Here is a 25684-nt window from a genome sequence, read left to right on the forward strand (position 1 = left end):
AACTCATTTAAATAAAAAGCCGATCTAAATGTTTACTTGATGAAACAGCCTGACTATTATTGCGGCACTGTCCCCTGTCATTCAGCATTCTACAAAAGGTAGTACTCATGTCCTTGATCAACGAATATCGCGCCACCGAAGAAGCTATCAAAGAGCTGCAAGCCCGTTTGAAGAACCTGTCCGAAGACGACAAACTGCAAGCCGAACTGGAATTCGAAGGCAAACTGCGCACGCTGATGGGTGAATACTCCAAGTCGCTGCGTGACATCATCGCGCTGCTGGATCCTGAAGCCAAATCCAAGGCTCCACGTGGCGGCGCAGTAAAAACTACCGGCACCAAGCGCGCGCGCAAAGTTAAGCAATACAAAAACCCGCACAACGGTGAAGTGATCGAAACCAAAGGTGGCAACCACAAGACTCTGAAAGAGTGGAAAGCCAAGTGGGGCGGCGACGTGGTTGAAGGCTGGGCTACCCTGCTGGGCTAAGCCGCAACATTTCGCCGAGCGATCCGCGAACAAAAGAACGCCAGCTTGCGCTGGCGTTTTTTTATGCCCGTAAATTAATTCCGGGTATGTTCGATTTCAAAGATTCAAACGTTTGCGTAATGCCTGGACATAGTTCTGCCAGTCATTGAGGACCTCTCTCTGCATTGGCGTCGCATTAAGCGACCATTGCTCAGCGGCTTCGATAAATGACTGCACGGTATTCGGCGCACCTGCCTCGGGTTGCGTCAGACGCTGGCGACAAAATAATTTCCAGCGTTCCTGCTCGGCCACATCCAAGGTGTCTGGAAAGTTGCGCGCTCGATATCGAAAAAGTAGTTCGGGCAAACGTTCATCATCGAAAGGCCACTGTTCTTGCGCCAACTGCGCAGGATCGGCCGTTCGAACTTGTTCGCATAGACGCCGATCACGATCACCGATAAATCCATCGTACAACTGCTGCTCGGGATCTTCGCTGGGAGTGAAATCTTCGCTGGCATAAATTGCCGCGATTTTATCTTTCCAGACTTGTTGTGCGTCAGTTAGTCGCACTGTCCGCTCCTGATAAAGCGCCATGTCCAGACCGAGGCGTTGCTGATCTTGTGCGCGCAATACCGCCAGCGGCGCTACAACCGGGCATCGATTGATGTGAATCAGCTTGAGCGACACCGGCAGTTCACCTTCGGCCAAGTCATCGCGGCGGGTATACAAGCGCTGGCGCAGAGTTTGCGCATCGAGGTCCAGCAGCCCCTGCGGATCGAGATGCAAGTCACAGACGATCAAGGCGTTGCGATTCTTCGGGTGCCAGGCCAGCGGCAGCACCACGCCGACATAACTGCGTGCCGCCGAGAAACGCCCGGACACATGCACCAATGGCTGCAACAGGCGGATCTGGTCCATCACCTTCTGTTTGCTGCGCAACTGGAACAGCCACTCGTAAAGCTTGGGTTGTTTCTCGCGAATCAACCGCGCCAGCGCGATGGTGGCGCGCACATCCGACAGGGCTTCGTGAGCGTGCCCATGATCGATATTGTTGGCCGCTGTCAGGCGTTCGAGCTTGAGGGTCACGCGGCCTTCATCATCGGTCGGCCAGACCAGACCGTCCGGGCGCAATGCGTAAGCGGCGCGCACCACATCAATCAGATCCCAGCGACTGTTGCCACCCTGCCATTCACGGGCATAGGGGTCGAAGAAATTGCGATACAGGCTGTAGCGGGTCATCTCGTCGTCGAAACGCAAGGTGTTGTAACCGGCGCCACAGGTGCCCGGTGCGGCCAGTTGCGCATGCACGCGAGTCATGAAATCGGCTTCGCTCAGACCTTTTTCAGCGAGCTGACCGGGGGTGATGCCAGTGATCGCGCATGCCGCCGGGTGCGGCAGGATGTCTTCGCTGGGCTGGCAATAGAGATTGACCGGCTCGTCGATTTCGTTGAGCGCATGGTCGGTACGAATCCCCGCCACTTGCAGCGGACGATCGTTGCGCGGATTGATGCCAGTGGTTTCGTAGTCGTACCAGAAGATTGAAGTCACGGGCGAATCCTGAACAGAAGATCGGCGAAGTCTAGGCGTTTCAGGGTTGCCACGGCCAGCCTGGTCGCCCTCGAACAGCAATTTCTCCAGATTCCTACAACTGGAATGCATTGCCCTTGTGGGAGCGAGCCTGCCCGCGAAGGCTTTCTGTCAGTTGCACACAGGCTGAATGACCCACCGCATTTGCAAGCAGGCTCGCTCCCACACCCGAGAGGCTGCTAGCATCAGGCGCACTTGCACCCCGAACAGGCGAACATCAGGTAGCCCATGCTCGAGCCCACAGCACCGCGAAGGAAAGCACCGCTGGATACGCGCCATCAGGTCGAAACACCGGAAGGCATCGACCTGCCGTTGCGCCCTGCCGGATTGATGGTGCGCGCCGTGGCGTTTGCCATCGATCTGGGCATTCGCGGCTTGATCCTCGGCGTGCTGTTTATCGCACTGGCGTTTCTCGGCAAGCTCGGCATGGGCCTCGGTTCCTTGCTGCTGTTTGCCATCAGCTGGTGGTACATGGTGTTGTTCGAGGTGCTGCGTCAGGGCCGCTCGCCGGGTAAGCAATGGATGGGTTTGCGCGTGGTACACGATGACGGCACGCCGATCGGTTGGTCGGCCTCGCTATTGCGCAACCTGCTGCGCTTTGTCGATCTACTACCCTTCGGCTATTTCCTCGGTGCGCTCAGTTGCCTGCAACACCCGACTTTCAAACGCCTCGGCGATATTGCCGCTGGCACCCTGGTCGTCCACAGCGAACGCCTGCTGAGCCGACCGCAATTGCCTGATGCAGAACCTCGTCGCTGCCCTGTCCCACTCACCCTGAGCGAACAACGCGCCGTGCTCGGCTTCGCCGAACGTCAGGCCGAGCTGTCTCCCGCACGGGTCAATGAGTTGGCGGCGTTGCTGGCCCAGCCGCTGCATATTTCGGCACCCAAAGCGGTGTCCGAACTCAACGGCATCGCGCGCGGTTTGTTGGGGCCGACCCCATGAAGCAGAGCCTGTTCGAAAGTCGCCACAAGGCGGAATGGGAGCACTTCGCCTTGGCGCTCGCACGCCTTGAACAGGGCAAGGACACCGCGCAAGTGGCGGCTTTCCCCAAGGCTTATCGTCGCCTCTGCCAACATCTGGCCCTGGCCCAGGAGCGCGGCTACAGCAGTTTTCTGATTGATTCACTGCAGCAGCAAGTGCTGCGCGGCCACCAACAGCTGTACCGGCATCGCAGCCGCCTCGGCGCGCAAATCCTTGCGTTCATCCTCGCCGACTTCCCGCGTCTGGTGCGTGAAGAGTGGCGCTTCGTCGCGGTCGCCAGCCTTCTGTTCTTCGCCAGCCTGATCGGTTTCGCCGTTGTGGTTTATCTGTTCCCGGAACTGATCTACAACCTGATCCCGGCCGAACAGGTGCGCGAAATGCAAGGGATGTACGACCCCGTTGCCGGCCACCTCGGACGCTCGGCCGAGCGGGCGGCGAGCGAAGACTGGGTGATGTTCGGCTATTACGTGATGCACAACACAGGCATCGCCTTCCAGACGTTCGCCAGCGGTTTGCTGATGGGTGTGGGCAGTGCATTTTTCCTGCTTTACAACGGCATGATCATCGGCGCGGTAGCGGGGCATCTCAGCGAAATCGGTTTTGGCCAGACCTTCTGGTCGTTCGTCATCGGTCACGGCGCATTCGAACTAACGGCGATTGCCCTTGCCGGAGCGGCGGGCCTCAAATTGGGCTGGGCGCTGATTGCACCGGGCTGCCTGACACGCGGCGAGGCACTCCGGCTGGCTGCGCGCAAGAGCGTGTTGCTGGTGTGCGGGGTCATGCTGTTCCTGCTGATCGCCGCTTTTATCGAGGCTTACTGGTCGTCGAAAACCAGTGTCACGCCGCTGACCAAATACGCCGTCGGCACCGCGCTGTGGCTGGCCGTCGCGGTGTATCTGCTGTTTGCCGGAAGGACCCGCCATGCGCCTGAGTGACGCCAGCGTAGTGATCCGCCCGCGCACGACCTGGGAAGCCATGGACCTGGGCGTATTGATGAGCCAGCAGCATCGCCGGTTGTTGATGACCAGTTGGGCGATCGTCACCCTGCCGCTGTTCGCCCTGCTCAGCCTGCTGCTGTGGGATTCGCCATCACTGGCGGTGTTCATTTTCTGGTGGCTGAAACCGGCCTTCGAACGCCTGCCGTTGTACATCCTCTCCAAAGCGCTGTTCGGCGAAACCCCGACGCTCAAGCAAGCCTTGCGTGAATGGCCGCGCCTGCTCAAGCCGCAACTGTTGGCCAGTCTGACCTGGCGGCGACTGAGTCTGAGTCGCAGCTTTGTACTGCCGGTGACGCAACTCGAAGGCCTCGACGGCGAGGCCCGACAACAACGTCTGCAGGTGCTGCTGCAACGCAACGGCGGCGCCGCGCAATGGCTGACGATTATCGGCGTGCATCTGGAGACCGCACTGTGGATCGGCTTGATGCTGCTGTTCTACATGCTCTTGCCGCAGCAGATCGAAACCGACTGGGACTGGCAATCGCTGCTGCTCGCCGCCGATCAGGACTGGCGTTGGCTGGAGCACCTGACCAACGCTTTTTATGCGCTGATCCTGGTGGTCTGGGAGCCGGTTTATGTTGCCTGCGGCTTCAGCCTCTACCTGAACCGCCGCACACAACTGGAAGCCTGGGACATCGAGTTGGTCTTCCGCCGTTTGCGCCAGCGCTTGAACAAAGCCGTGCTCGGTGTGTTGCTGGCCGCGTGCCTGTTGCTGCCGAACCTGCAACCGGTATGGGCCAGCGATGCGCCGGATGCTCCACGGTTGCTCAATCAGCCGCTGACCAGTCAGGCCGCGCACGACAGCATCCAGGCGCTGCTGGAACAACCGCCGTTCAAGAACAAGGAGAGCGTTACCCGTTATCGCTTCGGCGATGACCCGGCGAGTCCGGCCAAAGACGAGCAGACAGCTGAGGCACCGCAGTGGCTGAAAACCTTGCTCGGCTGGCTCGATGGTCGGCACCTCGATACCCTCGCTGGCGTGATTGAGGTGCTGCTGTGGGGCGCGTTGATCGCGGCGCTGGGCTGGCTGGTCTGGCGATATCGCGAGTTTCTCCGGGCCTTCGTCAGCCGCCGACCGAGCCTGCCAGCGCGCAGCAAACCGCCGGCGTCGCCGCAAGTCTTCGGCCTGGATCTCAACCGTGAAACCCTGCCGGATGACATTGCCAGCAGCGCCGAACGCTTGTGGCTGAACGAACCTCGCGCCGCGCTGGGCCTGCTCTATCGAGGCCTGCTCAGCCATTTGCTGCACGATTTCGACCTGACGCTGAAAACCGCCGACACCGAAAACCAGATCCTCGAACGCATCGAGCAATTGCAACGCCCGGACCTGCTCGTCTACAGCCGCACCCTTACGGTTCACTGGCAGAACATGGCCTACGGACACCGGATTCCACCGGCTCATTTACAAGCGCAGTTGTGCAACGGCTGGCGTGAATTGTTCGGCAAAGGATCCGCCCATTGAACCGGCGCCTCGGCTGGTCGTTGGCTACGCTGGCGCTTCTGCTGCTGGGCGGCTTGAGCCTGTTCCTCCACCTCAAGGCCCGGCCCTATCAGGAAACCGTCGATCACGGCCCCTCGCCTGCCGCGCAAGCCAATCCTTATCTGGCGGCAGAGATGTTCCTGCGCGAACGCGGTCTTGTGGTCAACCACGCCGAGACGCTGGCGGTGCTGCCACACACCGAGCCGCACGGTCATACGCTGCTGTTGTTCGGCGAGCGCGCGCGGATGACGCCGCGTGAAGTCGATCAGGTGTTGAACTGGACTCGCGCCGGCGGACGCCTGGTGTTTGTCGCCGAGTCGCTGTGGGATGCGCAGACTCGACAAAGCAACGATCTGCTGCTCGACCGGGTGCAACTGCATCAATCGCTGAGCAAAGACTTGAAAGATCCATCAGTGGACGTGGAAAAGGACCGCTACCCGGAACTGACCAAGCTGTATCTGGAGGACGAAGACGCGCCGGCCTACGCCGGTTTCGACACCGACTTCCACCTCGACGACCCGAACAATGTCGCGCAAGCCTGGGCCAACAGCGCCAAAGCCACGCACATGATGCAACGGGTGTACGGCCTCGGCACGATCACCGTGGTCACCGATGCCGAGCTGTGGAAAACCGGCGCTATCGGCAAATACGACAACGCCTGGCTGCTCTGGTACCTGAGCGCCGACACCGACGTCACGCTGATTTACAACACCGCGCACGATGGCTTGTGGACCTTGCTCTGGCGCTATTTTGCGCAGGCCATCGTCGCCCTGCTCGCCTTGATCGGCCTGTGGCTGTGGCAGGCCGGCGTGCGCCACGGCCCGGTGCAAATGCCAGCGCCAGCAGGTCGCCGCCAACTGCTGGAGCATCTGCGTGCCAGCGCCGATTTCCTCCTGCGCCACAACGGCCAGCAGGCGCTGCTGCAAGCCTTGCAACAAGACATCCTGCGCCGCGCCCGCCGCCGCCATCCCGGTTTCGATCAATTGAATGTGGCCGAGCAATGGCTGGCGTTATCGCGCCTGACCCGGCAACCCACCCGCGCCATCAGCCAGGCCCTGAGCCCACGTCCGAACCAGCGTTTGTCCAGCGCCGAATTCAGCCGTCAGGTCGCTCATCTGCAAACCTTGAGGAACGCGTTATGACTGAACAGATCGAGCCCGGCAGCGCGACGCACGCTGCCCAGCAACGCCAGCGCGCCAGCCAGTTGGCGCAGGCAGTGCGCAATGAACTGAACAAGGCGCTGATCGGCCAGGATGCAGTGGTCGACGATGTCCTGACCGCGCTGATCGCCGGCGGCCACGTGCTGCTCGAGGGTGTGCCCGGGCTGGGCAAGACCTTGCTGGTGCGCGCTTTGGCGCGTTGTTTCGGCGGCGAGTTTGCGCGCATCCAGTTCACCCCGGACCTGATGCCCAGCGACGTCACCGGTCACGCCGTGTATGACCTGCAGACCGAGCAGTTCAAGCTGCGCAAAGGCCCGCTGTTCACCAACCTGCTGCTGGCCGACGAGATCAACCGCGCGCCGGCAAAAACCCAGGCGGCGTTGCTCGAAGCCATGCAGGAGCGCCAGGTGACGCTCGAAGGGCGCGCGCTGCCGATCGCGCAACCGTTCATGGTGCTGGCGACACAGAATCCGATCGAACAGGAAGGTACCTATCCGCTGCCGGAAGCCGAACTCGACCGCTTCATGCTCAAGGTGCGCATGGATTATCCCGACGCCGATCAGGAGTTGAACATGGTCCGCCAGGTCTGTCGTTCGACCCGCGCCGACATGCTCGACGTGCAACCGCTGCGCACGGTGTTGCAGGCCAAGGATGTGCAAGCGTTGCAACGTATCGCCAGTGACTTGCCGCTGGACGATCAGGTGCTCGATTACGCCGTGCGCCTGGCGCGCAGCACGCGCACCTGGCCGGGGCTGACCCTTGGCGCCGGGCCGCGCGCCTCGATTGCACTGGTGCGCTGTGCCCGTGCCCGGGCGCTGCTGCGCGGCGGTGAGTTCGTGATTCCGGATGACATCAAGGGCTGCGCGCTGGCGGTGCTGCGCCATCGCGTGCGCATCGCGCCGGAACTGGATATCGAAGGCCTGCAAGTCGATCACGTGCTTGCGCAGTTGCTCGATCAAGTGCCGGCGCCGCGCCTGTGAAACCTTCGCGTCTGCTGCTGATCTGGCTGGCCCTGCTGGTGGTCATCAGCATCGTGCTCGGCGCCCTGCAGGCGTTGCAGACCGACATCCCGTCCAGCCTGATTTCGGTCAACCGGGGGTTGCTGCTGGCGCTGTTGGCCTTGGCGGTTATCGACGCTGTGCGCCTCAGACGCCTGCCCTCGCCACGCATCAAGCGGCAGATGCCTGGCAGCCTGGCACTCGGGCGCTGGGGAGAGATAAATCTGCAAGTTGCCCATGAGTTTGCCGAGCCACTGAAGGTCAATCTCTTCGACCACGTCCCCGACGGCCTCGCGTTTGAACATCTGCCGCTGACCGTTGAGCTTCAACCTGGGCATGTCAGCCACATCAGCTACCGCCTGCGCCCCACCAGACGCGGGCATTTCAGCTTCGATCAGTGCGAAGTCAACCTGCCGAGTCCTCTAGGTTTCTGGTCAGGCAAACGCCTGCTCGGAGTCGTCGATCAGACCCGCGTCTACCCCGACTTCGCCCGACTCTACGGCGGTGAGCTGCGCGCCGTCGACAACTGGCTCAGTCAGCTCGGCATACGCCAGCGCCAACGTCGCGGTCAGGGTCAGGAATTTCATCAGCTGCGCGAATTTCGCGAGGGCGACAGCCTGCGCCAGATCGACTGGAAAGCCACCGCCCGCCAGCGCACGCCGATTGCCCGAGAGTACGAAGACGAGCGCGATCAACGGATCATCTTCCTGCTTGATTGCGGCCGGCAGATGCGCAGTCGGGACGGTGAGCTATCGCACTTCGACCATGCGCTCAATGCTTGTCTGCTGCTCGGTTATATAGCGCTGCGTCAGGGCGATGCGGTGGGGCTGAATACCTTTGCCGGTGATCAGCCGCGACACGTGGCGCCGGTCAAAGGAGGCGGCCAACTGAACGTCTTGCTCAACGCTGTTCATGACCTGGAGAGCACACAACGTCCTGCCGATTATCAAGCTGCCGCCAGCCAGTTATTGGCTCGCCAACAGCGCCGGGCGCTGGTGGTGCTGGTGACCAATTTGCGCGATGAAGATGATCAACTGCTGGGCGCGGTCAAGCGCCTGAGCGTGCACCATCGGGTATTGGTGGCGAGCCTGCGGGAAGAAGCGCTGGATACATTGCGCCAGACCGCGGTGCAAACGCTGCCCGAAGCATTGGCCTACTGCGGCACGGTAGATTATTTGAATGAACGGGCCGAACTCCATGAGCGGTTGAATGCTCATGGAGTAGCAGTGATGGATGTTCGGTCCGCGCAATTCGGGGCCGCGCTGGTGACCCGCTACCTTGACTGGAAAAAATCCGCCACGCTCTAGCGCGACCGCTGGCTCAGACTACGACCAGAGTCAATGAACTTTCGGCTGTACCTACAGGGTTATTCACGCTTGCCCTGACAATGACCGAGCCAGTTTCAACCGGTGCAAAAACCACCTTCGACCATCCCTTGTCATCGCTGACAGTCCCTCTCAACGGAACATCATCAACGGTCCAGAGCACGCTCATATCGACCACTGGCTCAGCCAGATTTTTTACCACTTGCACCGCGATCGTCACAGGCTTGCCCATTTGGCCGATGAGGGGCACTGCATAAATGGAACGCAAGATGACGCTGGGTCGGGCAACCACGTTGATCCTTGCCAGCGCAACCGCGCCCGAATTCAGCGAAGCCACCAGATCAAACTGGCCGACCTCAGTAGGCTGGAATTTTACCGGCGCAATTCCTAGCTCGTCGGAAACCGACGACGGCAGCGATTTGCCAGCGAATTGCCAATCGACTGGCAGGTTTGTTACGGGTGTGCCTTGCGGGTTGGCTTTCACTACGGCCCAGGCGTTCACCTCATCTGCACGATAAACAATTGTCCTGTCGCAACTGAGCGATTCAATCACCGGCGCTTGCCCGGTATAGGTCAATACAGCCATATCCCAACCGGCCAGCCCTCCTTCAACGGTCGCTGACAGAACGCCATCACCCAAACCCATGAAAGTCCAGTCAGCAATACCCTCGTCATCGGTCACAGAACGCTCTAGCTGCCCGTTGAATTCCCACGTCACGGGCACGCCGGCCAAGGCCTGTCCGGTCAATGCAGAAGTCACTCTGGCTTTCGCATGCACTCTGTCGTCGTCGGGAGGCTGCCGGGCGTCGGACGGCTCATAAAGCTCTGCGATCTGTCTCGGTTGGGCGAGAACCAGATCCATCGCTATCGAAGCCCAATTGTCCGCATCGCCAACGGTTGCGATGACCTGACTGGAACCTGGCGTTGTGGGAACAAAGCATACTTTCGCCCTCCCGTAAAAATCGGTCTCGGCGTTCAGAACGCCAAGGTCAGGGTGTGTAAATGTCACCAGCACTCCTGCCATCGGTTTTGCACTGATGGACGAAACGACCTGGATCGCCTCTTCAAAGACATCTCCCCAAAGAAGCTGCGAACCGGCATGGCTGGCCGCCGAGCTGATCCTCATCACCTGCGAGCCTGAACCCTGCGACATCGCGTTGGCCGGCGACAGCCGTGCCAGCCGTTCGGCGCAGAGCCGCAACGCAAAACTGCCGTCCGTGAAATCTCCCGCGCGCAACGCGAACCTTGCCATTCCATTCGTGACAACCTGCGCCATGCCCAACTCTGGCTCATAGTGATTGCCCAATACCGTGGGCGCAGTGCCGGTATGCCCCATACGTACGGTCTGCCCGTTAAATTCTTCCGGGAAAAACGCCACGATACTGTGCCTGCCTTTGCGACGCGGGAAACCGGTGGTCCCGCCCCAGTCCTGACTGGTCTGACCATCGAAACTGACCTTGACTCGCGGCCAGAGATCTTCTGCCAACGGTTTGAAGGTAGCGCTTCTGTGCTCTGAGGTATTGTCGTAGAGACTGAACAATGTCGCCTGCACTGTCTGCATGTCGGTGCTCACGGGAAGCACGGCGAAGCCGGAGTTACCATCGCTGTCAGTATTGACCGCTACAGGGTCGCCGCCGGAACGCCAGGTGACCGGCACATCGGCAACTGCCTCTGCGGTAAAACGCGACACCACATTAGCCCATGTCCAGGCCTGATCGAGATCGACTACCGGATCCACCGGTGACTCGAGTATGAAATTGAAACTCAAGGCGTTATGTCCCAACTCCATTGGTGTGACGGGTGCGACGAATACCAATTGAGGCAGGTTTACAGCGAGCGCAAAGTTGCCCGCCCTTGTGCTGCTGCCGAAACCGAGTTGCCAGAAAGCGCCCTCTGCACCCAGCGGTTGCGATTGCTTCAAGGGCGGACTCACGATCGCATTCAGTTCGTCGGCAGGCGTCCCCGACCACTCCAGCGCTGCTGACAGGCCCACCAGCGGGCTTAGCTCATTGAGGCAGACGGTAAACTGATGATCCGCACCGAGGCAGGGATATAACTTCTGCCCATCGAGTGCTGCCGTTACTCGATCCAGCCTGACGCCAACTTCCCGAGCCAGGTCCGGATTGACGAATCGCCCGCACAACTCGCGATCATCTGCAACAGCATCAGCCCGCAAACGCAACTCGAAGGGTCTGCTCAGACTTTCGTCGGCGTTGGAAGCCAGGTTCCATGTCAATCCATCAGCCCCCAGCGGGAAAGAAACGCCGAGATAAGCCGGGTTCAGACCGATCAGTGGATCGCCCTCTCGCCAATCCAGACTGATGCGTTTGCTGCCGATCCACGGGCTGTCGGCAGCTGGGCTGACCTTCACCACGTGTGTCTGGCCATGCCGGCAAACCAATCCGATGGTCTGATGATCGATTGCCTGACCATCCAGAGTGATCGTCACATGCTCATTCCAGACACTGGTCGCAATCGCCTTGACGACGAACTCCATCTCGCTCGGCTCGGCTTCTTCGTGAGCCTTGATGGTGGCAGTCACGCGATGGTCCCCCGCAGCTGCGGGTTGATGCCCATGACTGGACCAGCCTCCCGCGCCTGTCAGGGTCCTGGTCACGCTCCCGTCCGGCTCGTTCCAGAAAACCAGCGCTCCCTCTACCGGGCCACCGGTTCCTGATGCTGTCCTGTGCAGCACCTGCACCCACATTCGTGCGCTGTGGTTTTCATCCACCACGCAAATCCTGTCCGGTCCTCGCACCTCACCGGGCATGACCACATTGCGTGCCAGCGACATGGGTTTGGCCGGCGAACTTTCCAACAGATGCGCAGAGGTCAACCGCAGAGAAAACTGGCCATCCTGCCTGTCCTCGTTAGCAAATCGATACTCAAGCAGTCCATCCGGACCTATACGCGCGGCTGTTTCAAGCGGCGGCGTGACAGTAACTCCCAGCTTCTCGGCAGAGTCACCACTCCAGTGCAATGTCACGTCTGTGTCCCACAGCACCTGGGGAAACCGGACTTGCAAACGATAGGTCGTTCCGCGATTGGGATAGTCTTTCTGCTCCCACGGCCGCTCGTCTCCAGCGGCCATGATCGTGCGGACCTCTTGCAAAGGGTCGGTCGCCAGCACCTTGACTTCAAAGGCCTGACTCACCACGCCGCTGGCGTAGTAAAGGCTTTCGACCGAAGCTTGAATCTGCACATCGCCGGCCGCGCTCGGTTGTTGTTCAAACCAGGCCCAGCCCTCACGATCGGTCGGCGTCGTGGTTCCTGCGTCAGTGCCGTCTACCGTCCAGGTGACTGTTATTCCCTCCAGCACCTTGTCGGTGTAATACGAACCGACGCAGACGCCAACCCTGATGGATTGGCCGTGCTCCATCACCACGTAATGCGCTGCCTCTTTCAGTTGAATGAACTTCAGGCGGTGGTCGCCGAGTGATACCGGGATATCCAGTCCCGGGGCGTTGAACTCGTTCAATAACTGCAGGGTGAAAAGATAGGGAGGTTCGCCGTCAAGTTCCGGGCAAACCAGACTCCAGGAATCATCCAGCGGTTTATCCCTGCCCCAATCCGGATCGGCGACAATTGCGCCCTGTGGGTTGCTTTTGATGTTCAACGACGCCCGTGTACCCTGCCAGGCATCATCCTGCGCATGGATGCATTTGAAGCGGTGCGCTGCCGAACCAAGCGCGCCCAGACAAAGAGGCACGGCAAGGCCCACTGGCAATTGCTGCCCGTCCAGTTGCAGGGTCAACACCCGCGCCGCCGGCAAGTGCAACTGAAGATTGATCCGGGTGATCCGCAACGAAGAGAAGTAGTCGCCCTCCTTGTTGACCGGACTGATGGCGTGGACTTTGAGAATGTCGGTATCCACAAGCGGCAATGTCACATCCACTATGTACGAGCGCGGTCGGAACATTCGAGGCAGGCCATCGCGCTGGCGCAGAAGATCGACCGTTCGATCGCGGCGAGCGCCCACGAGCAAGGGAATTTTCTGCGTATCAGGCAGCCCGGCCACACTGAGCTCCAGCAGGCCCTCCTCATCGTGGTTCATTTCACAAAGAAAGCTGATGACATACCTGACGTCGTTACTGGAACTTTTGAATAGGCTGATCTCCTGATAAGCCGAAGAACCGTCCATGGCAGAGAGGATATTCATGCGCTCGCCACTTTCCAATTGATCGGACCTGGTCACGACATAAGCCGGGTTGACCGGCCCCCTTTTCCACTGCGCGAGGCTCTGGGAGAAGTCGCCATTGAGGATCAGATTGCGCTCGGCCTGAATATCGGGATCAAGCATGATGACGGCTCCGTTCGGCGTTGCGTTTCAAAGCCTTCGCTGCGGCTTCTGTCACCAGGTTTTCCACTGCCAGTATGAAGGTCGGCTCACCGGCCTTGGCCGTATAGCGGATAGTGATGATGAGGTCGGTAATGGATGCAAGCACGGCAGACTGAGCCGGCTCGCCCCACCACGGAAAATGGATTTCCCAACAGGAAACCGCCCCCGAACATTCAAAAGCGCGAAGCAACCCCGGATCCTCATCCTCCATGACGCGCCCATCATCAGCAACGCCTTGGGAAATGCCGATTTGCTGGCCCGAGCGGGTGTTGAACACCACATCGGCAGGCGCTGGCTTGCTGTCGGGGTCATGCAGATATTCCACCGCCTGTGGCACTGGCCGGACGACGGTACGACTGCCAGTCTGGGTCAATGTTGCCCTGATGTTTTCGTAGGGTCCGAGCAACGCTGGGCAGTCAAATTCAACCGAGCGGATCAACCGGCAGTATTCACCGGGATGGTCGCGATTGAAGTTCAGCTCACTCACGCAAAAAGCGAGCCGTCCGTCAGCCTGCAGGTTTTCAAGCGCCGTCGCCCAGTCGGGGGCATCAGGCTGAGGCTCGACGGTATCAGCGAAGAGCTGACGCAAGGAAACGGTCTTGACCCGCTCGATACGTCGCTCGAAGCTTTGCAAGTGATCGCGCTGCTCACGCATCACAAAGCCAACCAACTGCTGACCAGCCAACAAACCGTGATGCTTCTCGGACCATGCCTGGGGCAAAACCGTCTGTGAATCGTAATCACCGGTTTGTGCAATGCGCGATGCCTGGGCACTGATGCACAGACTGTAAGTTGCATCATAAGCCTGGTAGTACAACGCCTTGAGTTGTCCCAGCAACCAATCATAAAGCTGGCTGTGGGCAGTGCGTTTGTGCAGAAAGTCGTACACCGCCAAAGACTGACGATTGGTTTGCAAGACCAATTGCAAACTGGCCTGGGCAGCCTCTACGGCAATTACCTGCGCATTGATCTGCTCGTCCAGCGCCAGCAGTTCGGCGAGCGCCAGGTTACGTTGCAAGCCCCATTCGCGGCGTCGCAGACGATAGCCCTCGGTCACCGCTCTTTTTTCCGCGTCGGCCTGTTTGCCCATGGAAGCAATCTGCAAGCCATGGGCGATGGCATGTAGAACACCTTCAGGAAAGGCATTGCCGTTGGCCATGCCAAAGACTTTGGGAATGACCGAAATCGCTCCCGCTGCAGCCTGAACAGCCACCGAGCCCTGATTCAGTTCCTTGGCAGCGTGCAGGTCATCCATGACCTTGTATTCCTCTGCCGTGACGTTTTCGTCAAACCACGCGGCGTACTCATCGGCGCGTTGCTTGACGGCGGCGTGACTTTGGCGCAAAGCCATCAGCGTCACATTCATCTGAGCGAGGGATTTTTCCTGAATGGCTTTCGTCCATTCGGCTTGTTCCAGCAGATGCCTTTGTTGCAACTCCACCTGTTGCGCTGTGTCGCGCTGTTCCATGAAGCGCAGCAGTTCACTGCCGAGGTTTTGCAGCTCCTGCGCAGACCGCAGGGCAAATTCGCTGGTCACTCGCCAGCCATAACCGTTTATGACTGGGCGCCCGCCCATTCGCCGTGGCCCGGCGTTGTTTCCTGCTGCCAGGTCACGTAACAGTTGCGCAGGATCACCCGGCGGTTCATACAGCGGCAATTCGAGCGGTTTGCCATCAATGGTCAACCAGTGACGCAAGTTGTGAAGGCGCTGCCGAGGCAATTGGATCAGCGCCAGCAAGCGATCATTGGTCGGCAATTTGAAGGGTGGTGTCGCCAGTAGCCCCATCGCGGGTGCGAAATCAGCCGAGGGCGGTACGTCGGCAAGGGAATACACATGCGTTCTCTCGAACGCTTCCAGCGTCGGGCGCTCGCTCTGGTCAATCAGCGCTCCGAGAGTCTGTGTCTGCCAATCGGTCACCGAGCGCGCCGAAGGCGGGTCGCCCATCAGGTCCTGCGCCTGCTGATAACACTCCTTGGCCAGCACCAGACTGTCCCGCGTCTGCTGACGGTAATACCAGTCCCCCTCCTCGACCAGATTCTTGACGAACTCCATGAAGGTGAGGATCTGAAAGTGCTGCGGCGCCGCGTAACTGATGGCGTACGGATCATCCTCTACCAGACACTCGGGGCCGGCATTGCCGGGACTCACCAACGGCCGGCAGCGCCAGTAATCCGGCTTGTCGCCTGGCTGCGGGGGATCTGAAACCTGCGCGGTCGCTTGCGGATCGAACACCCTGCGCCACCAGGCTTCAGCCTCGCGATAACGATTTTCGTCGCGAAAGCGGATAGCCACCAGATGAATCAGATGGAAGAACAACTCCCAGAAATAAAGGCCATTGGCACCATTGAAGGCTCCGTTGGGCTCATCGACCGGCCCGGCTTCCGAGGGCGGTTCAACCAGAAACTGCGTCGGCCAGGCGAGCACCGCATCAATGGAAATATTGGCGAGCCCGACCAACTGCGGACCGAACAGCGAATTGAGGCGTACCCGTGCCAATGTTTGCGGATTGTTGAAGGCCAGAAACTGCGCCGCGTCATGCTGATTCTTTTCCAGTACTGCGGGGTCGAAACCCGCGATGCCGGTCATTGTCAGCACGAATTCTTTACGGCCATAGGGTGCAGAGGCATCAGTAGCGCCGAAAGTGAAGGTGATGGGACTGGTGAAGCCGCCTGAACCACGCTTGTAGGCAAGCCAGTCGGTGGCCCATCCGCCAGCTATTGAACGCTCCCCACTGGTTTGCTTCGGATCCCCGTCCGAGGGTTCGCTGGTCAGCATCAAATCGAAACCAGCGCAAACACTCGTGCTTGCCACCACCTCTGGGGCATTTGACCTGCAAATCCCCCTGACAACCAGGATGTCTCCCGTGGAGTGAGCAAGCAGAAAAGCATCCAGTTCGTAGAAGGCAGTCAGTGTCCCGGGCGTCGCGATCGTCGTAACTATTTTTGGCCGCATCTGCTCGGTCAGCGAATGCTGGACAGTGAGAAAACTGTCGAAACGTTGCGCCAGCATTTCCAGCCAACTGCCTTCATATTCCGGCCGAGAGCGAAACAGTGCATCGCGCACCACAGGCGTATGCGCTACTTCACCATTGAAAAACAGGATGCCAAGAACGCCATTGGGATGACTTTCGCTAACACGGACAGTGGCAATCAAGCGGCTACCGACTGCAGGATGGGCCGCGAGATCCGGAATGCTTTGCAGATTTGTTGCCGGCGACCAGTCACCGTTCTGCGATCTGAACGCTATGTTGATGCTCACCTTGTAGGGAACATAGCCGTCCTTGCCTTTCTCGCCGAGTTTGTCTGCAAGCTCGGCCCAGACCAGACACGGCCTGCCGTTCCAGAATACCGGGCGCACATCCAGCACGGTTCCGGTCGCCCCGACATCGATCAATTCCCACTCGTTCCACGCTGCCGGATTGACGCAGGTACAGGTCGGCGTCAGTTCAATCTGCGCTTCGCGCCAAAAGTATCGGTAGGGCGCCACGCGCTCGCGGCCGACAATGAAATAGCGCCCATCCACGGCCGAGGTGCCATGCATAAAAGCACTGACGACTTCCAGGTTGCAGGTTTCTTCAAAGGACTTCAGATAGTTGCGCAAAGCGATCAATACCGAATCGGTGCTTAACCGCGTCTGGTTCAGATCGGTCATCAGCGCCTGGAACAAACGAGTCGTGCGCGGCCGCGCGAACGGCGTCATGTAGTTTTCCGGGTAAACGAGGAGCGACATCAACGCCGACCAGTCCGAATAGTTTCTGTACAGCTCCCAGCGTTTCAGATCCTCTTCAGGGAACTCTGTCTTCGAATACCCCGGCTCAAGCTTGCGGTAGGCAGCATTGATGAACTTCTGCGCGCAGCTGATCGCCTCGGCACCCAGTGCACTGGGCACTTTTTGCGTGTCGAGCGAGTCCAGACGCAGCAATTCATTCAGATGGTCTGCGTTCTTCATGATGCTGAACCGGCCACCGCTCTCGCCAAAGTGGCCCAGGCAATACTCCGTCAGTGCAGTGCGACGTTGTTCCAGCAAATCGTTGATGATGCTTTGGCTCATGATCTTCACCTTCTGGCGGGGCGGCGCAAACGTCATGCTTCATCTGGAAGGGGGAGAGGCGCGAACTCAATCAATGCAAAATCCACAGCCTTCTCGCTGGTTTCCGAGAGCACGGTGCAAATGAATGTGCCTCCCGTCGGACTTGAGATAACCGCTCGGGCAACGCCTTGCTGAGTGGTCTGGCCCTGCTGGGGTCGAATCACCGCCTCAACCGCCAGTAAAGGCTCGTCACCAATAGCGGTGGCGGACCAACGCACCCAGCGGTTTTTGCCCAGATTGCCGAAGCGATCCATGAGAACGGCCGATAACTCGACCGCTTTTCCCACTGGCACGACGCTGGTGGGCACTCTGGACATGAAAGGCGCGGGGAAATCCAGGTTCATGCCGTCGTCGGTCAACTGGATGAGCGGCCCCTCCTGCGGCGTGATCAAGGGCACCCAGAACAGCGGACGCTCAGCCCCCATGATCTTTCCTGGCGTGTAGGTTGCCGTGGCGACACCCGTTCCTGGCTGGGTTTGGCCGATGATCAGCGTGCCAAGACTGGCCTGTCCGCGAATGGACACACCGCTGAGCGCGTGGCCGTCCTGGTCCGTCAGCGTGATGGTGAAGATGATTTTTTCCGCACTTCCGGCAATCACCTCAGAGCTGTTCGGCACGATCTTCATGTTAATGAGTGGCGCCCGCAGCTCGGCGGATGGGCTAACCGCTGGCGCCGTTTCCCCAAGACTCAACGAGGCATGCTCGGCAGCGTCTTTGTAAACCGGCTTGTCGACGGTTTCAGGCAGCGTTCCCAGCAGAAAAATGGTCAGCGCATCCATGTTGGTGTGGGTGGCCAGTTCGCGTATCCGGACCAACAGATCCAGTTGCCTGAGATTTTTCAAGAGCCTGTATTGCGGGTCGATTCGCCCGATGCATTCGTGCACGTCCTGCTCGCTCCAGTCGAAAAACCGGGCCAGCCAGACCTCCGACGCCTGCTGTGCGAGGCGCAGCGCGTCGGCGGACAACTTCTCTGGATCTCCCAATTCGTGGATCTGCCTCAAGTACTCAAGCAACTCGGTATGAGGCTGCTTGCTGATCTCGAAGGCATGAGTCAGAACCGTCAGGTAGTACAGGGTAGCGACGGTGAAGACTTGAGAGCCGTCCTGCTCCCACCAATCGTTGAGCCCGTGATCGAGCAGCGCATCAAGGGTTTCGAGGCTGATGTCCAGTTCGGCCACGACGGCACTGAGCCGACGTATGTCAGCCAGCAGAACGAACAGGGGATCAAGAGGTTCCTCGCGCAGGGTGCGTGACAACGCCCAGTCTTCACCCATCTGCTCGACGATTCTGACCAACAGCTCGTAGACGCTCGAATTCGCCCAGTTCAAAGTCTTCAGCGCCCGTTCTGCATCCAGCCCGGTATAAACAGCCAGACATTCCCGAGCGACCGAAAGCTGAGCGGCACGCGCCTGCAGCAGAACCGTGAGCATGATTTCGACAATGGGAGCACGCACACTGCTGTCATCTTCATCCAGCCCCTCCCTGACCGCCTTGTCGAGTTCCTCTCTGGCGAAGACTACGTATTGGTCTTCTGTGCCCTCGCGAGATTTCACCAGACCCAGCGGGTCAGTCAGCGAAGACAGCAGATCTTTCCAGTCACGGCCCACCAGCGGCGGCACACCGGCGGTCACGAATCCGATATGAGTCAATAATGCCTCGCCCAACAAATTGCGGACCTGCTCGAACAAGCGCAGTTCTGGCTCGGTCGCAACATTGGATACCTGAAGATCGGCCACCTGTTGCAGCATCCACAGCACGGGCAAATTGCGCGTACGACACCAGTAGCGGCATGCAGCCAGTGCCGAAATGAGGTTCAACACGTCGGGGACAGTGTCGCCGGCCGTGGGTTTTCCCTTGATCACCGGAACGCCCGCCAGACCGTCAGCCCACGCCTCCCCGCCAAGCACCATGAGCATCAACAGCCCCTCTACAGGTGTCATGCCCAACAAGCGGGGCAATTTCACCAGGCGGTAAAACGCCGACAGAACCTGCGGGCTGCGCTCGAGCGTGTCGGTTCGGCCATGGGCACGGGCGATCGCCAGCGCCAGATACTGGTAGGTCTGCAGGTCGATTTCCAGTGCGCTGCAGATTCGGCTGACGGTGAATTCGGGCACACCCTGCGCCGGTAGCAAAGGAAACACAGCCTTATCAAGGAGCAATGGATCGCGGTAGTCTCCCTGGACATTATTGAAGATCTGATCAAATTGTGACGCTACCTGCCCGCGGCCATAGATTGAGAACGCGTCGATAAACACCACGAAATCCGCAGCCTTGCAGCTGAAGCCTTCACGCAAGGTCTGGAACAACCCCAACGCATGCACGGTATGGTCGGTAACCCGGATGGCCGGTTTCACAGGTTTTTCAGAGCCATCGGGGATGCCAGCCCACTCGGCGTTGACCGCAGCAACCAGCAGCGAATCGACCTCCTCGGGAGGCAGCTTCAGCCATAGATCCAGGCGCCGCTTGCGGTTCATCCGATCGTATCGTCCCGGGTTCATGGGGGATTGGCTCAATCGGTGCAGCAGATTCTCGTAATTGACACTGACGGCGGGTGATTCGCCGCCATTGATAAAGACTGAACCGCAACGCTCGCTTTCCTGCGCAGCGAAAGGCGCATAAACAAGCACGTTGGCCGACCGTGTTGGTGCGTAACGGCGAATTGACAGAAAAGCTTCCAGGCCTTCGGCATCCAGCTTGGTGCGCTGAGCGAAAAACTCCACTTGATTGAGGTTCTGCCAGTCCACCCCGGTTGTACCGTAATTCTTTAAGTAGAATGCCTCTTTGGTGTCCGTGTCGGCGTCGTCGGGAATGAGCTGCTCGGTCAACAACTCTCGCTGGAACGGTCCCAGCCGCGAGGCATGGGCCAGCGCACGACCGGCATCGTCATCCCAAGCCTCGGGAAGCAGAAAGTTGGGGTATTCGATATCTGTCCAGCGGGCAAAATGCCCCACTGACAGACTGTGATGAGCAACCACCGCATTGATGGTTGCCCAATGCTTGTAGTAGGGCAAACCATTCGGATAACGCCGCAGGATCATGGCATCTTCCAGCTCCGGCTCGGTTCTGCCGCTAAACCTTTCCAATACCTTGAGAGTGATATTTACTGCAGAAACGGTCTGGTGCATCGCGTTGTGGTCGATGAACAGTTCCCTGATATCGGCCCGACGCCTGCGGATAGGAATCTTCCCGGTTACCTCATCGGCATCACCGTGTTTTTCGATATTGTCCCCGGCCCACTTCCACATCTGTACCAGATAAGCGACAACTCCCGTGGCATCTTCAAGCGCGCCAACCGGTGCGAACTGGTCAAATGCCGGGCGGAACAGGAGTTCGTAACTGGGCCCGGTGTTGAACCCACCCGCCGCGTACGGTGGCGGTTTCGGCTCGCCGGTCAATGACTGCTCGATGAACTGCCGTCGCAGGTAAACCGCCAGCCCATTCAACCGACGCAGAAACCTCCTGGCCTCCTCGACATTGATGTCGAAGTCTTTCGCCAGGCCCTCGGCGCCCTTCTCCACCAAGGGAAAAATCGACTCGCCACGCTCCAGCCAGGATCTCAGACCGGCAAACTTTTCCAGGCTCTGCTGCTCGCCAAAGACCTGCTCGAACAACTCCAGGCTGGGTTTTTTTGCCGTACTCTTACTGGCCATGCTGTCAGTCCCTGAACAGTTGATGTGCGCTGGCGGGGAACCTTGCCGGCATCGGTTGATACAGACCATTCAGCGCTTCGAAACAGATAGAGTCCACTGTCATAAATGACAGTTTTTACGACCGTTCATCGGAACTGCGTTCAAGAGTTGTCTGGCGACTCGACACGCACATCAAAACGTCCACTTTCTGCATCGTCTGATATTGGCGTCCCTGTGCTGGATATTTGCCGGAAACGGCACCACTGGGCGCCACTGTGCAACGGCATCGTCGGAGTGGCCGTCCAGCCTGCGTCAGTGACGGTAATGGGGCCGGCAAGTACGACATCCGGGCTGTACCAGCTCATGAGCGTGCCGATGCCCGGTATGCCCGAACCTGTGAAGGCCGCCACGGGAGAAACCCAACGGCCTGGCCCTGGATATATGAATTGCGGAAGAAAGAGCCTTAGCTGACATTCCCACTCGCTGGGGGCCGAGTGGTATCCACCGTTGGAGGCCACAACGCTCAATGTGACAGCCCCATCGGGTGGCTCCAGCGTTGCGGGGATTGACCAGCTTGCGTCGTCTAGCACCGAGGCCGTGCCCAATACGGATTCCCCGCGCTTGAGCGTGATCCGGTCGCCAGAAACGCCGAACCCGGACACCGTCACCGTAGCGCCAAGGAATTCTTCGGGAGTGGGCGATTCAGGGGTCACCGCGACGGGTACGACCCGACACGGCAGATCGAGGCTTGGTTTTGAGGTTCTGCTCTCGAACGTCTGAGTTGCCCAAAGGATTTCGTCTCCGACCTCCAACGAAACGCCGGCATCCCACACACCGTCCACACCGATCTGGACATCGCGCAACAATGGCTCATCGAGCCCGCGGCGCCAAACCGTAACCAACCCCTCTCGCCGCCCCGTACCCGAGAGAGTTGCCCTGCGCGCCAGATCGCCTCCAGGTTGCGGGTGCATAAACTCGGGTGGCATCACCACGACGTCGAACTCGCGCACCTCACTGTCCTTCGACGCCCGACCGTTGAGGGTCTGCTGCGCGGTGATGAACCACGTCTTGATGGCGAGTCCGGTGAGAGGTACCGACCAGGGACCGTCCTGCCCGAGAACCACTGGATCGCCCAAGCGCTTTCCTTCCTGTAGATCCCACAGCTGCATCGAAGCGCCTGCCATGCCGAAGTCACCGGTCACCGTCAGATCGCTGTCGGTTTCCTGTTTGGGCAGCGGCGTTCTGATCGCGGGCTGGAGCCGCTCCAGGTAAACCTTGAATTCCAGGGAGCCAGGCTTCGATGCAAGTCCGACGACGGTCTGCGTCGCTTCGATGGTGTAGAGCACTCCATCCGTAAACGGAGTCGGGCGCTGAAAGGTCCATTTATCCCCGATCACCTGCGCTGCAAATGAGCAACCGCTATCGCTGAACGTAATATTCACCAGTGCGTCTGGCCAGCACGTGCCGCTGAAGATCGGCGTTAGTCCGTCCTCGGGAGGGGCATCGAGACCGGGTTCGCGAGGCGCAATGCTGACGTGATAATCCAGCCAGCTTTCAAAGCCGTTGAGTATTTGCTGGATGAATACTTTCTGATTGTTCGTCGGACCCCAAAGGGTCGATGCTTGCGTCGACCATCGCCGATTACTGACCGGTGCATCAGGCGCAGCGAGCTCACTTTGAGTCAGCCATATTTTGACGGTAGCGTCGGTGATGCCTGCACCGCTGAAGGTAGGTTGGTAGTCGTCGGTGTGAGTTACATTGCTGACGGGGGACAGCTTCTTTTCGACGTCGAATTCAAAAGGCAACGAGTCGATCCAGCCTCCGGTATTGTCGGCAATCTGTTGAATCGCCACGAGTGTACGGCGGCCCAATTCCCAGCCCGTTGCGGTGGTAGCCCACGTACCGTCGTTTTGCACCACGGCAACAGCTGGCGCATTCCCCTCGCCTGTTTTCACTGTGAACTGGATTCGCGTAGGGAAGTCGGGATCGTAGTGGCCCTTGCCTGAGAACGTCACCGTTGAATTGTCTGGAAAACCGATCACTGGTAACTCAGGTTTGGGAGGGCGAATCCTGAAGGCTCGCCATGCACCGCGACCGAGAATAGAGTCTTCGACAACCAGGCTGATGGGGCCTGGGCGAATGTCCTTGACCGCCACCGTCCACGGCTGGTGACCTGGCGGCACAGTCGCGGTTCCGTAGACGGGGCCCGCTGCCAAATCCTCATATACCTTCAACACGGCACCAGCCCGACCTCTTTCGCCGTCCAGTGAAAAAGCTTGCTCTTGCAATGGCGCAGGTCCGGTAATGATCGGGGGACCCGAAAATGTAAACTCGTAGATGAAACTTACTTTTGAGCTGACACCGCGTAAAACCTGAATAGCAATAAACATGGTCTTTTTGGGTTCAAAGCGATGTGCGCTTGTACTCCAGGTACCATCGGGGTTAACCGTGGCATGAAGCACCACGTCGCCCAAGTCCAATCCGTAGACTTCGACTGTAGCGTCCGGCAGTGCTCCACTACCGTGAATGGTTGCACCTTCGACGCTTGTCGAGCCCTCGCGTATTGAAGTTATCTGGACGCGATCAATCACGGAGAAAGCAACAATATCCGAGTCAAGATCCCCAGGTAGACAGGGAACTACCCGCTCTCTGACAAAAATCCGGTAGTTGCCTTGTGAAAGTTGACCCAAGGGTATGTTGAACCGACCGCCTTGTACGTTCTGGACGGGTGAACTCAGTGGCGTTTCCGGTGCATCAAAAACCCGGAGAGTTGATGCCCCTGCACTGATGGTACCGCTGACAGTTACATCGCCTGCCTTGATTACACTGTTATTAACAGGAAAGGCGATGAAAGGTGCATCGAACATATAAAACCAGCCGGAGTCGTACCAGTCACTCCAACCCCCATTCCTGTATATAGCGTAATGAATAGCGGTGCTGCCAGCTCTGCGGCGTACATCAGGAGGAAGAGTTATAACACCCGAGCCAACCGCCCATTCCTCTTCTATATAATTGTTACTGTTGCCATCCTTATAATGAACTTTGAGCTTTTCTGCAGGACCAGACAGTGTGGTGATGAAACGTTTCTTCAAATCCCCGACCGCTCCACTTCGGGGGTAGCTGAACTCTCGGAGCGTTAGCAGGGCGCCAGGGTTTTCTTCTTTATCAGCTCTATCGGATTGCCCCTGAGCTTTGATCGATTCTTCACCCGGCAGGTTATGTTCATCATTCGAATGGTCATCCATCATCGTCAACCTCGGGGAAGTGGATTGTGTTATTCCTCACTTAGTTGAATCGATTCTTATGGAAAGGCACACCTGTCAACTCTGACAGTCCCGACTAACGGTAACTTTTTCCGCACTGCAACCCGCTGACGCCCTTCAGCCGAAGATGCACCGCTACAGCGGACTGCGCCGTTACCTGCGAGATGGGGTTATTGCTGGCGGAGAAGGCGCTGGATGAGGAGCGGGCAATCGCGGTGGCATGACGTCAAGATCAAAAGATCGCAGCCTTCGGCAGCTCCTACAGGGGAACGCATTCCAAATGCAGGAGCTGCCGAAGGCTGCGATCTTTTGCTGTTCAGGCAGAAGCCGGCAGTGGCTGGAAACTGAAGTACTGCTGCAGCGCCAGCACCAGCTCGCCGAACTCCGCCGGTGCGCGGCGCAGGATGAAACCGGCGTCGTAATGCAGCGGTGTGGCGTCTTCATGGCACCACACGCAGCAGGCGCTGAAATCGATGACCTGTTGACTGCCATCACGGGCGGGGACTTTGAGGCGTAACTGGAAATCTGCCCCGATCATCATCGGCAACTGGCTGATCAGCATCAGCCCGTCCGCAGACACGTTGCCGAGAAAGCCGACGGGTTTGTCGGTGATGCTATTGAACACTCTGAGGTAATACGGCAACTGGTGCCGTTCGATCCGGCGGTCGGTAAACATGATGTGCTGTACGCCATGCAGGGCTCCGCCAGGGAGCCGCACCTGTGCTTCGGAACGAGCCTGTAGGCAGGCCCGCTCTCCCCGCTTCCGGTGTGACGGTCGCGACAATCGCCGTCACTTTTACCACTGCCAGTCGCAGGTGTTGCGCCGCCATCGAGACAAGCCTCGCAAGCGGTTTCCTTGACTATAGCGGAGCTTGTACAGACGGCCAGATTTTGTACGACGGTACCGTCAGAAGCGTGTCGGCCGTACCACCGCAGCAGCGCTGCGTGTCGGGTAATGGCCCAGGCTCTGCAAGGTTTCCAGACGCGCGCGGGCACGGTAGGCGTATTCGCTGTTGGGGTACGAAGCAATGATGAACTGGTAGGTCTGCACTGCGTCGATGTACAGCTTCTGCCGTTCCAGGCACTGGCCGCGCATCATCGACACTTCCGGCCACACGTACGGGCGGGCGCGGCTGGCGCGCTCTACTTTGGACAGTTCAAGCATGACCTGCTCGCAATTGCCACGTTCATAGGCGCTGTAGGCGTTGTTCAAATGATGGTTCATCGACCAACGGGTGCAGCCCGTCGCGGCGAGGACGCTGAGGGCAAGGGCGGCAATGGGCAACAATCGCATGGGGGTTCTCCTGTCTTGTGCTCTGTATCGACCCCTGGTCGAAAATCTTCAGGCGCGTTTGTCCCGAAGTTGC

Annotated in this window: 14 protein-coding genes; 7 read left to right on the forward strand and 7 right to left on the reverse strand. The window is 59.0% G+C overall.

From position 1 onward, the window contains the following. Positions 1-107: 107 nt before the first annotated feature. Positions 108-485, forward strand: a complete 378-nt coding sequence (gene mvaT / locus PS14A_RS19345) for a histone-like nucleoid-structuring protein MvaT (RefSeq protein ID WP_016773476.1) — start codon at positions 108-110, stop codon at positions 483-485. Between the two features lie 96 nt (positions 486-581). Here mvaT and sbcB read toward each other — a convergent pair whose 3' ends face one another. Then, entirely contained in the window at positions 582-2012 is a 1431-nt protein-coding gene (gene sbcB, locus PS14A_RS19350; RefSeq protein WP_212616991.1) for an exodeoxyribonuclease I, read from the reverse strand. Between the two features lie 267 nt (positions 2013-2279). Between sbcB and PS14A_RS19355 the strand changes: the two genes are divergently transcribed. Genes PS14A_RS19355 through PS14A_RS19380 form a run of 6 tightly spaced genes read left to right on the forward strand, consistent with a single transcriptional unit; the run spans position 2280 to position 8978 of the window. Continuing rightward, the gene (locus PS14A_RS19355; RefSeq protein ID WP_212616992.1) at positions 2280-2996 is read left to right on the forward strand and encodes an RDD family protein; all 717 of its coding nucleotides are present in this window, start codon (positions 2280-2282) and stop codon (positions 2994-2996) included. Then, positions 2993-3970 (forward strand): stage II sporulation protein M, encoded by a 978-nt coding sequence (locus PS14A_RS19360; protein WP_137214017.1) that lies wholly within the window; start codon positions 2993-2995, stop codon positions 3968-3970. The genes PS14A_RS19355 and PS14A_RS19360 overlap by 4 nt, the downstream gene beginning before the upstream one ends. Further along, positions 3957-5495 carry a DUF4129 domain-containing protein gene (locus tag PS14A_RS19365; protein ID WP_212616993.1) on the forward strand — a complete coding sequence of 513 codons (1539 nt, stop codon included), beginning with the start codon at positions 3957-3959 and terminating at the stop codon, positions 5493-5495. The genes PS14A_RS19360 and PS14A_RS19365 overlap by 14 nt, the downstream gene beginning before the upstream one ends. Continuing rightward, positions 5492-6655 carry a DUF4350 domain-containing protein gene (locus tag PS14A_RS19370; RefSeq protein ID WP_212616994.1) on the forward strand — a complete coding sequence of 388 codons (1164 nt, stop codon included), beginning with the start codon at positions 5492-5494 and terminating at the stop codon, positions 6653-6655. The genes PS14A_RS19365 and PS14A_RS19370 overlap by 4 nt, the downstream gene beginning before the upstream one ends. Beyond that, on the forward strand, positions 6652-7653 hold the full coding sequence (locus PS14A_RS19375; RefSeq protein ID WP_130910001.1) for a MoxR family ATPase: 1002 nt from the start codon (positions 6652-6654) through the stop codon (positions 7651-7653). Before PS14A_RS19370 ends, PS14A_RS19375 begins: the two co-directional genes overlap by 4 nt. After that, a complete protein-coding gene (locus tag PS14A_RS19380) occupies positions 7650-8978 on the forward strand; it encodes a DUF58 domain-containing protein (RefSeq protein ID WP_137214021.1) in 1329 nt (442 codons plus the stop codon). The genes PS14A_RS19375 and PS14A_RS19380 overlap by 4 nt, the downstream gene beginning before the upstream one ends. Positions 8979-8991: 13 nt before the next feature. On the opposite strand, the gene PS14A_RS19385 is transcribed toward PS14A_RS19380, so the two are convergent. From PS14A_RS19385 to PS14A_RS19410, 6 genes are all read right to left on the reverse strand, one after another. Then, positions 8992-13296 carry a hypothetical protein gene (locus PS14A_RS19385; RefSeq protein ID WP_212616995.1) on the reverse strand — a complete coding sequence of 1435 codons (4305 nt, stop codon included), beginning with the start codon at positions 13294-13296 and terminating at the stop codon, positions 8992-8994. After that, positions 13289-17386, reverse strand: a complete 4098-nt coding sequence (locus PS14A_RS19390; protein WP_212616996.1) for a neuraminidase-like domain-containing protein — start codon at positions 17384-17386, stop codon at positions 13289-13291. The genes PS14A_RS19385 and PS14A_RS19390 overlap by 8 nt, the downstream gene beginning before the upstream one ends. A 32-nt stretch (positions 17387-17418) precedes the next feature. Continuing rightward, positions 17419-21075: a Tc toxin subunit A gene (locus PS14A_RS19395; protein ID WP_212616997.1), complete on the reverse strand. Its 3657-nt coding sequence runs from the start codon at positions 21073-21075 to the stop codon at positions 17419-17421. A gap of 140 nt (positions 21076-21215) precedes the next feature. After that, complete coding sequence (locus PS14A_RS19400; RefSeq protein WP_212616998.1) at positions 21216-24302, reverse strand: hypothetical protein; 3087 nt, start codon at positions 24300-24302, stop codon at positions 21216-21218. A gap of 331 nt (positions 24303-24633) precedes the next feature. Then, entirely contained in the window at positions 24634-24993 is a 360-nt protein-coding gene (locus tag PS14A_RS19405) for a PilZ domain-containing protein (protein WP_212616999.1), read from the reverse strand. 231 nt (positions 24994-25224) lie between these two features. Then, positions 25225-25611: a hypothetical protein gene (locus PS14A_RS19410; RefSeq protein WP_016773461.1), complete on the reverse strand. Its 387-nt coding sequence runs from the start codon at positions 25609-25611 to the stop codon at positions 25225-25227. Between the last annotated feature and the right edge of the window lie 73 nt (positions 25612-25684).

It is taken from the genome of Pseudomonas sp. 14A, from assembly GCF_018132745.1.
Classification (GTDB): Bacteria; Pseudomonadota; Gammaproteobacteria; order Pseudomonadales; family Pseudomonadaceae; genus Aquipseudomonas; species Aquipseudomonas mercuritolerans.

Bases quoted from the DNA above. Each gene is read 5' to 3' on its own strand.
- mvaT (WP_016773476.1), top strand. From the start codon at position 108: ATGTCCTTGATCAACGAATATCGCGCCACCGAAGAAGCTATCAAAGAG.
- PS14A_RS19355 (WP_212616992.1), top strand. From the start codon at position 2,280: ATGCTCGAGCCCACAGCACCGCGAAGGAAAGCACCGCTGGATACGCGC.
- PS14A_RS19360 (WP_137214017.1), top strand. From the start codon at position 2,993: ATGAAGCAGAGCCTGTTCGAAAGTCGCCACAAGGCGGAATGGGAGCAC.
- PS14A_RS19365 (WP_212616993.1), top strand. From the start codon at position 3,957: ATGCGCCTGAGTGACGCCAGCGTAGTGATCCGCCCGCGCACGACCTGG.
- PS14A_RS19375 (WP_130910001.1), top strand. From the start codon at position 6,652: ATGACTGAACAGATCGAGCCCGGCAGCGCGACGCACGCTGCCCAGCAA.
- PS14A_RS19385 (WP_212616995.1), bottom strand. From the start codon at position 13,296: ATGCTTGATCCCGATATTCAGGCCGAGCGCAATCTGATCCTCAATGGC.
- PS14A_RS19390 (WP_212616996.1), bottom strand. From the start codon at position 17,386: ATGAGCCAAAGCATCATCAACGATTTGCTGGAACAACGTCGCACTGCA.
- PS14A_RS19395 (WP_212616997.1), bottom strand. From the start codon at position 21,075: ATGGCCAGTAAGAGTACGGCAAAAAAACCCAGCCTGGAGTTGTTCGAG.
- PS14A_RS19400 (WP_212616998.1), bottom strand. From the start codon at position 24,302: ATGATGGATGACCATTCGAATGATGAACATAACCTGCCGGGTGAAGAA.
- PS14A_RS19405 (WP_212616999.1), bottom strand. From the start codon at position 24,993: ATGTTTACCGACCGCCGGATCGAACGGCACCAGTTGCCGTATTACCTC.
- PS14A_RS19410 (WP_016773461.1), bottom strand. From the start codon at position 25,611: ATGCGATTGTTGCCCATTGCCGCCCTTGCCCTCAGCGTCCTCGCCGCG.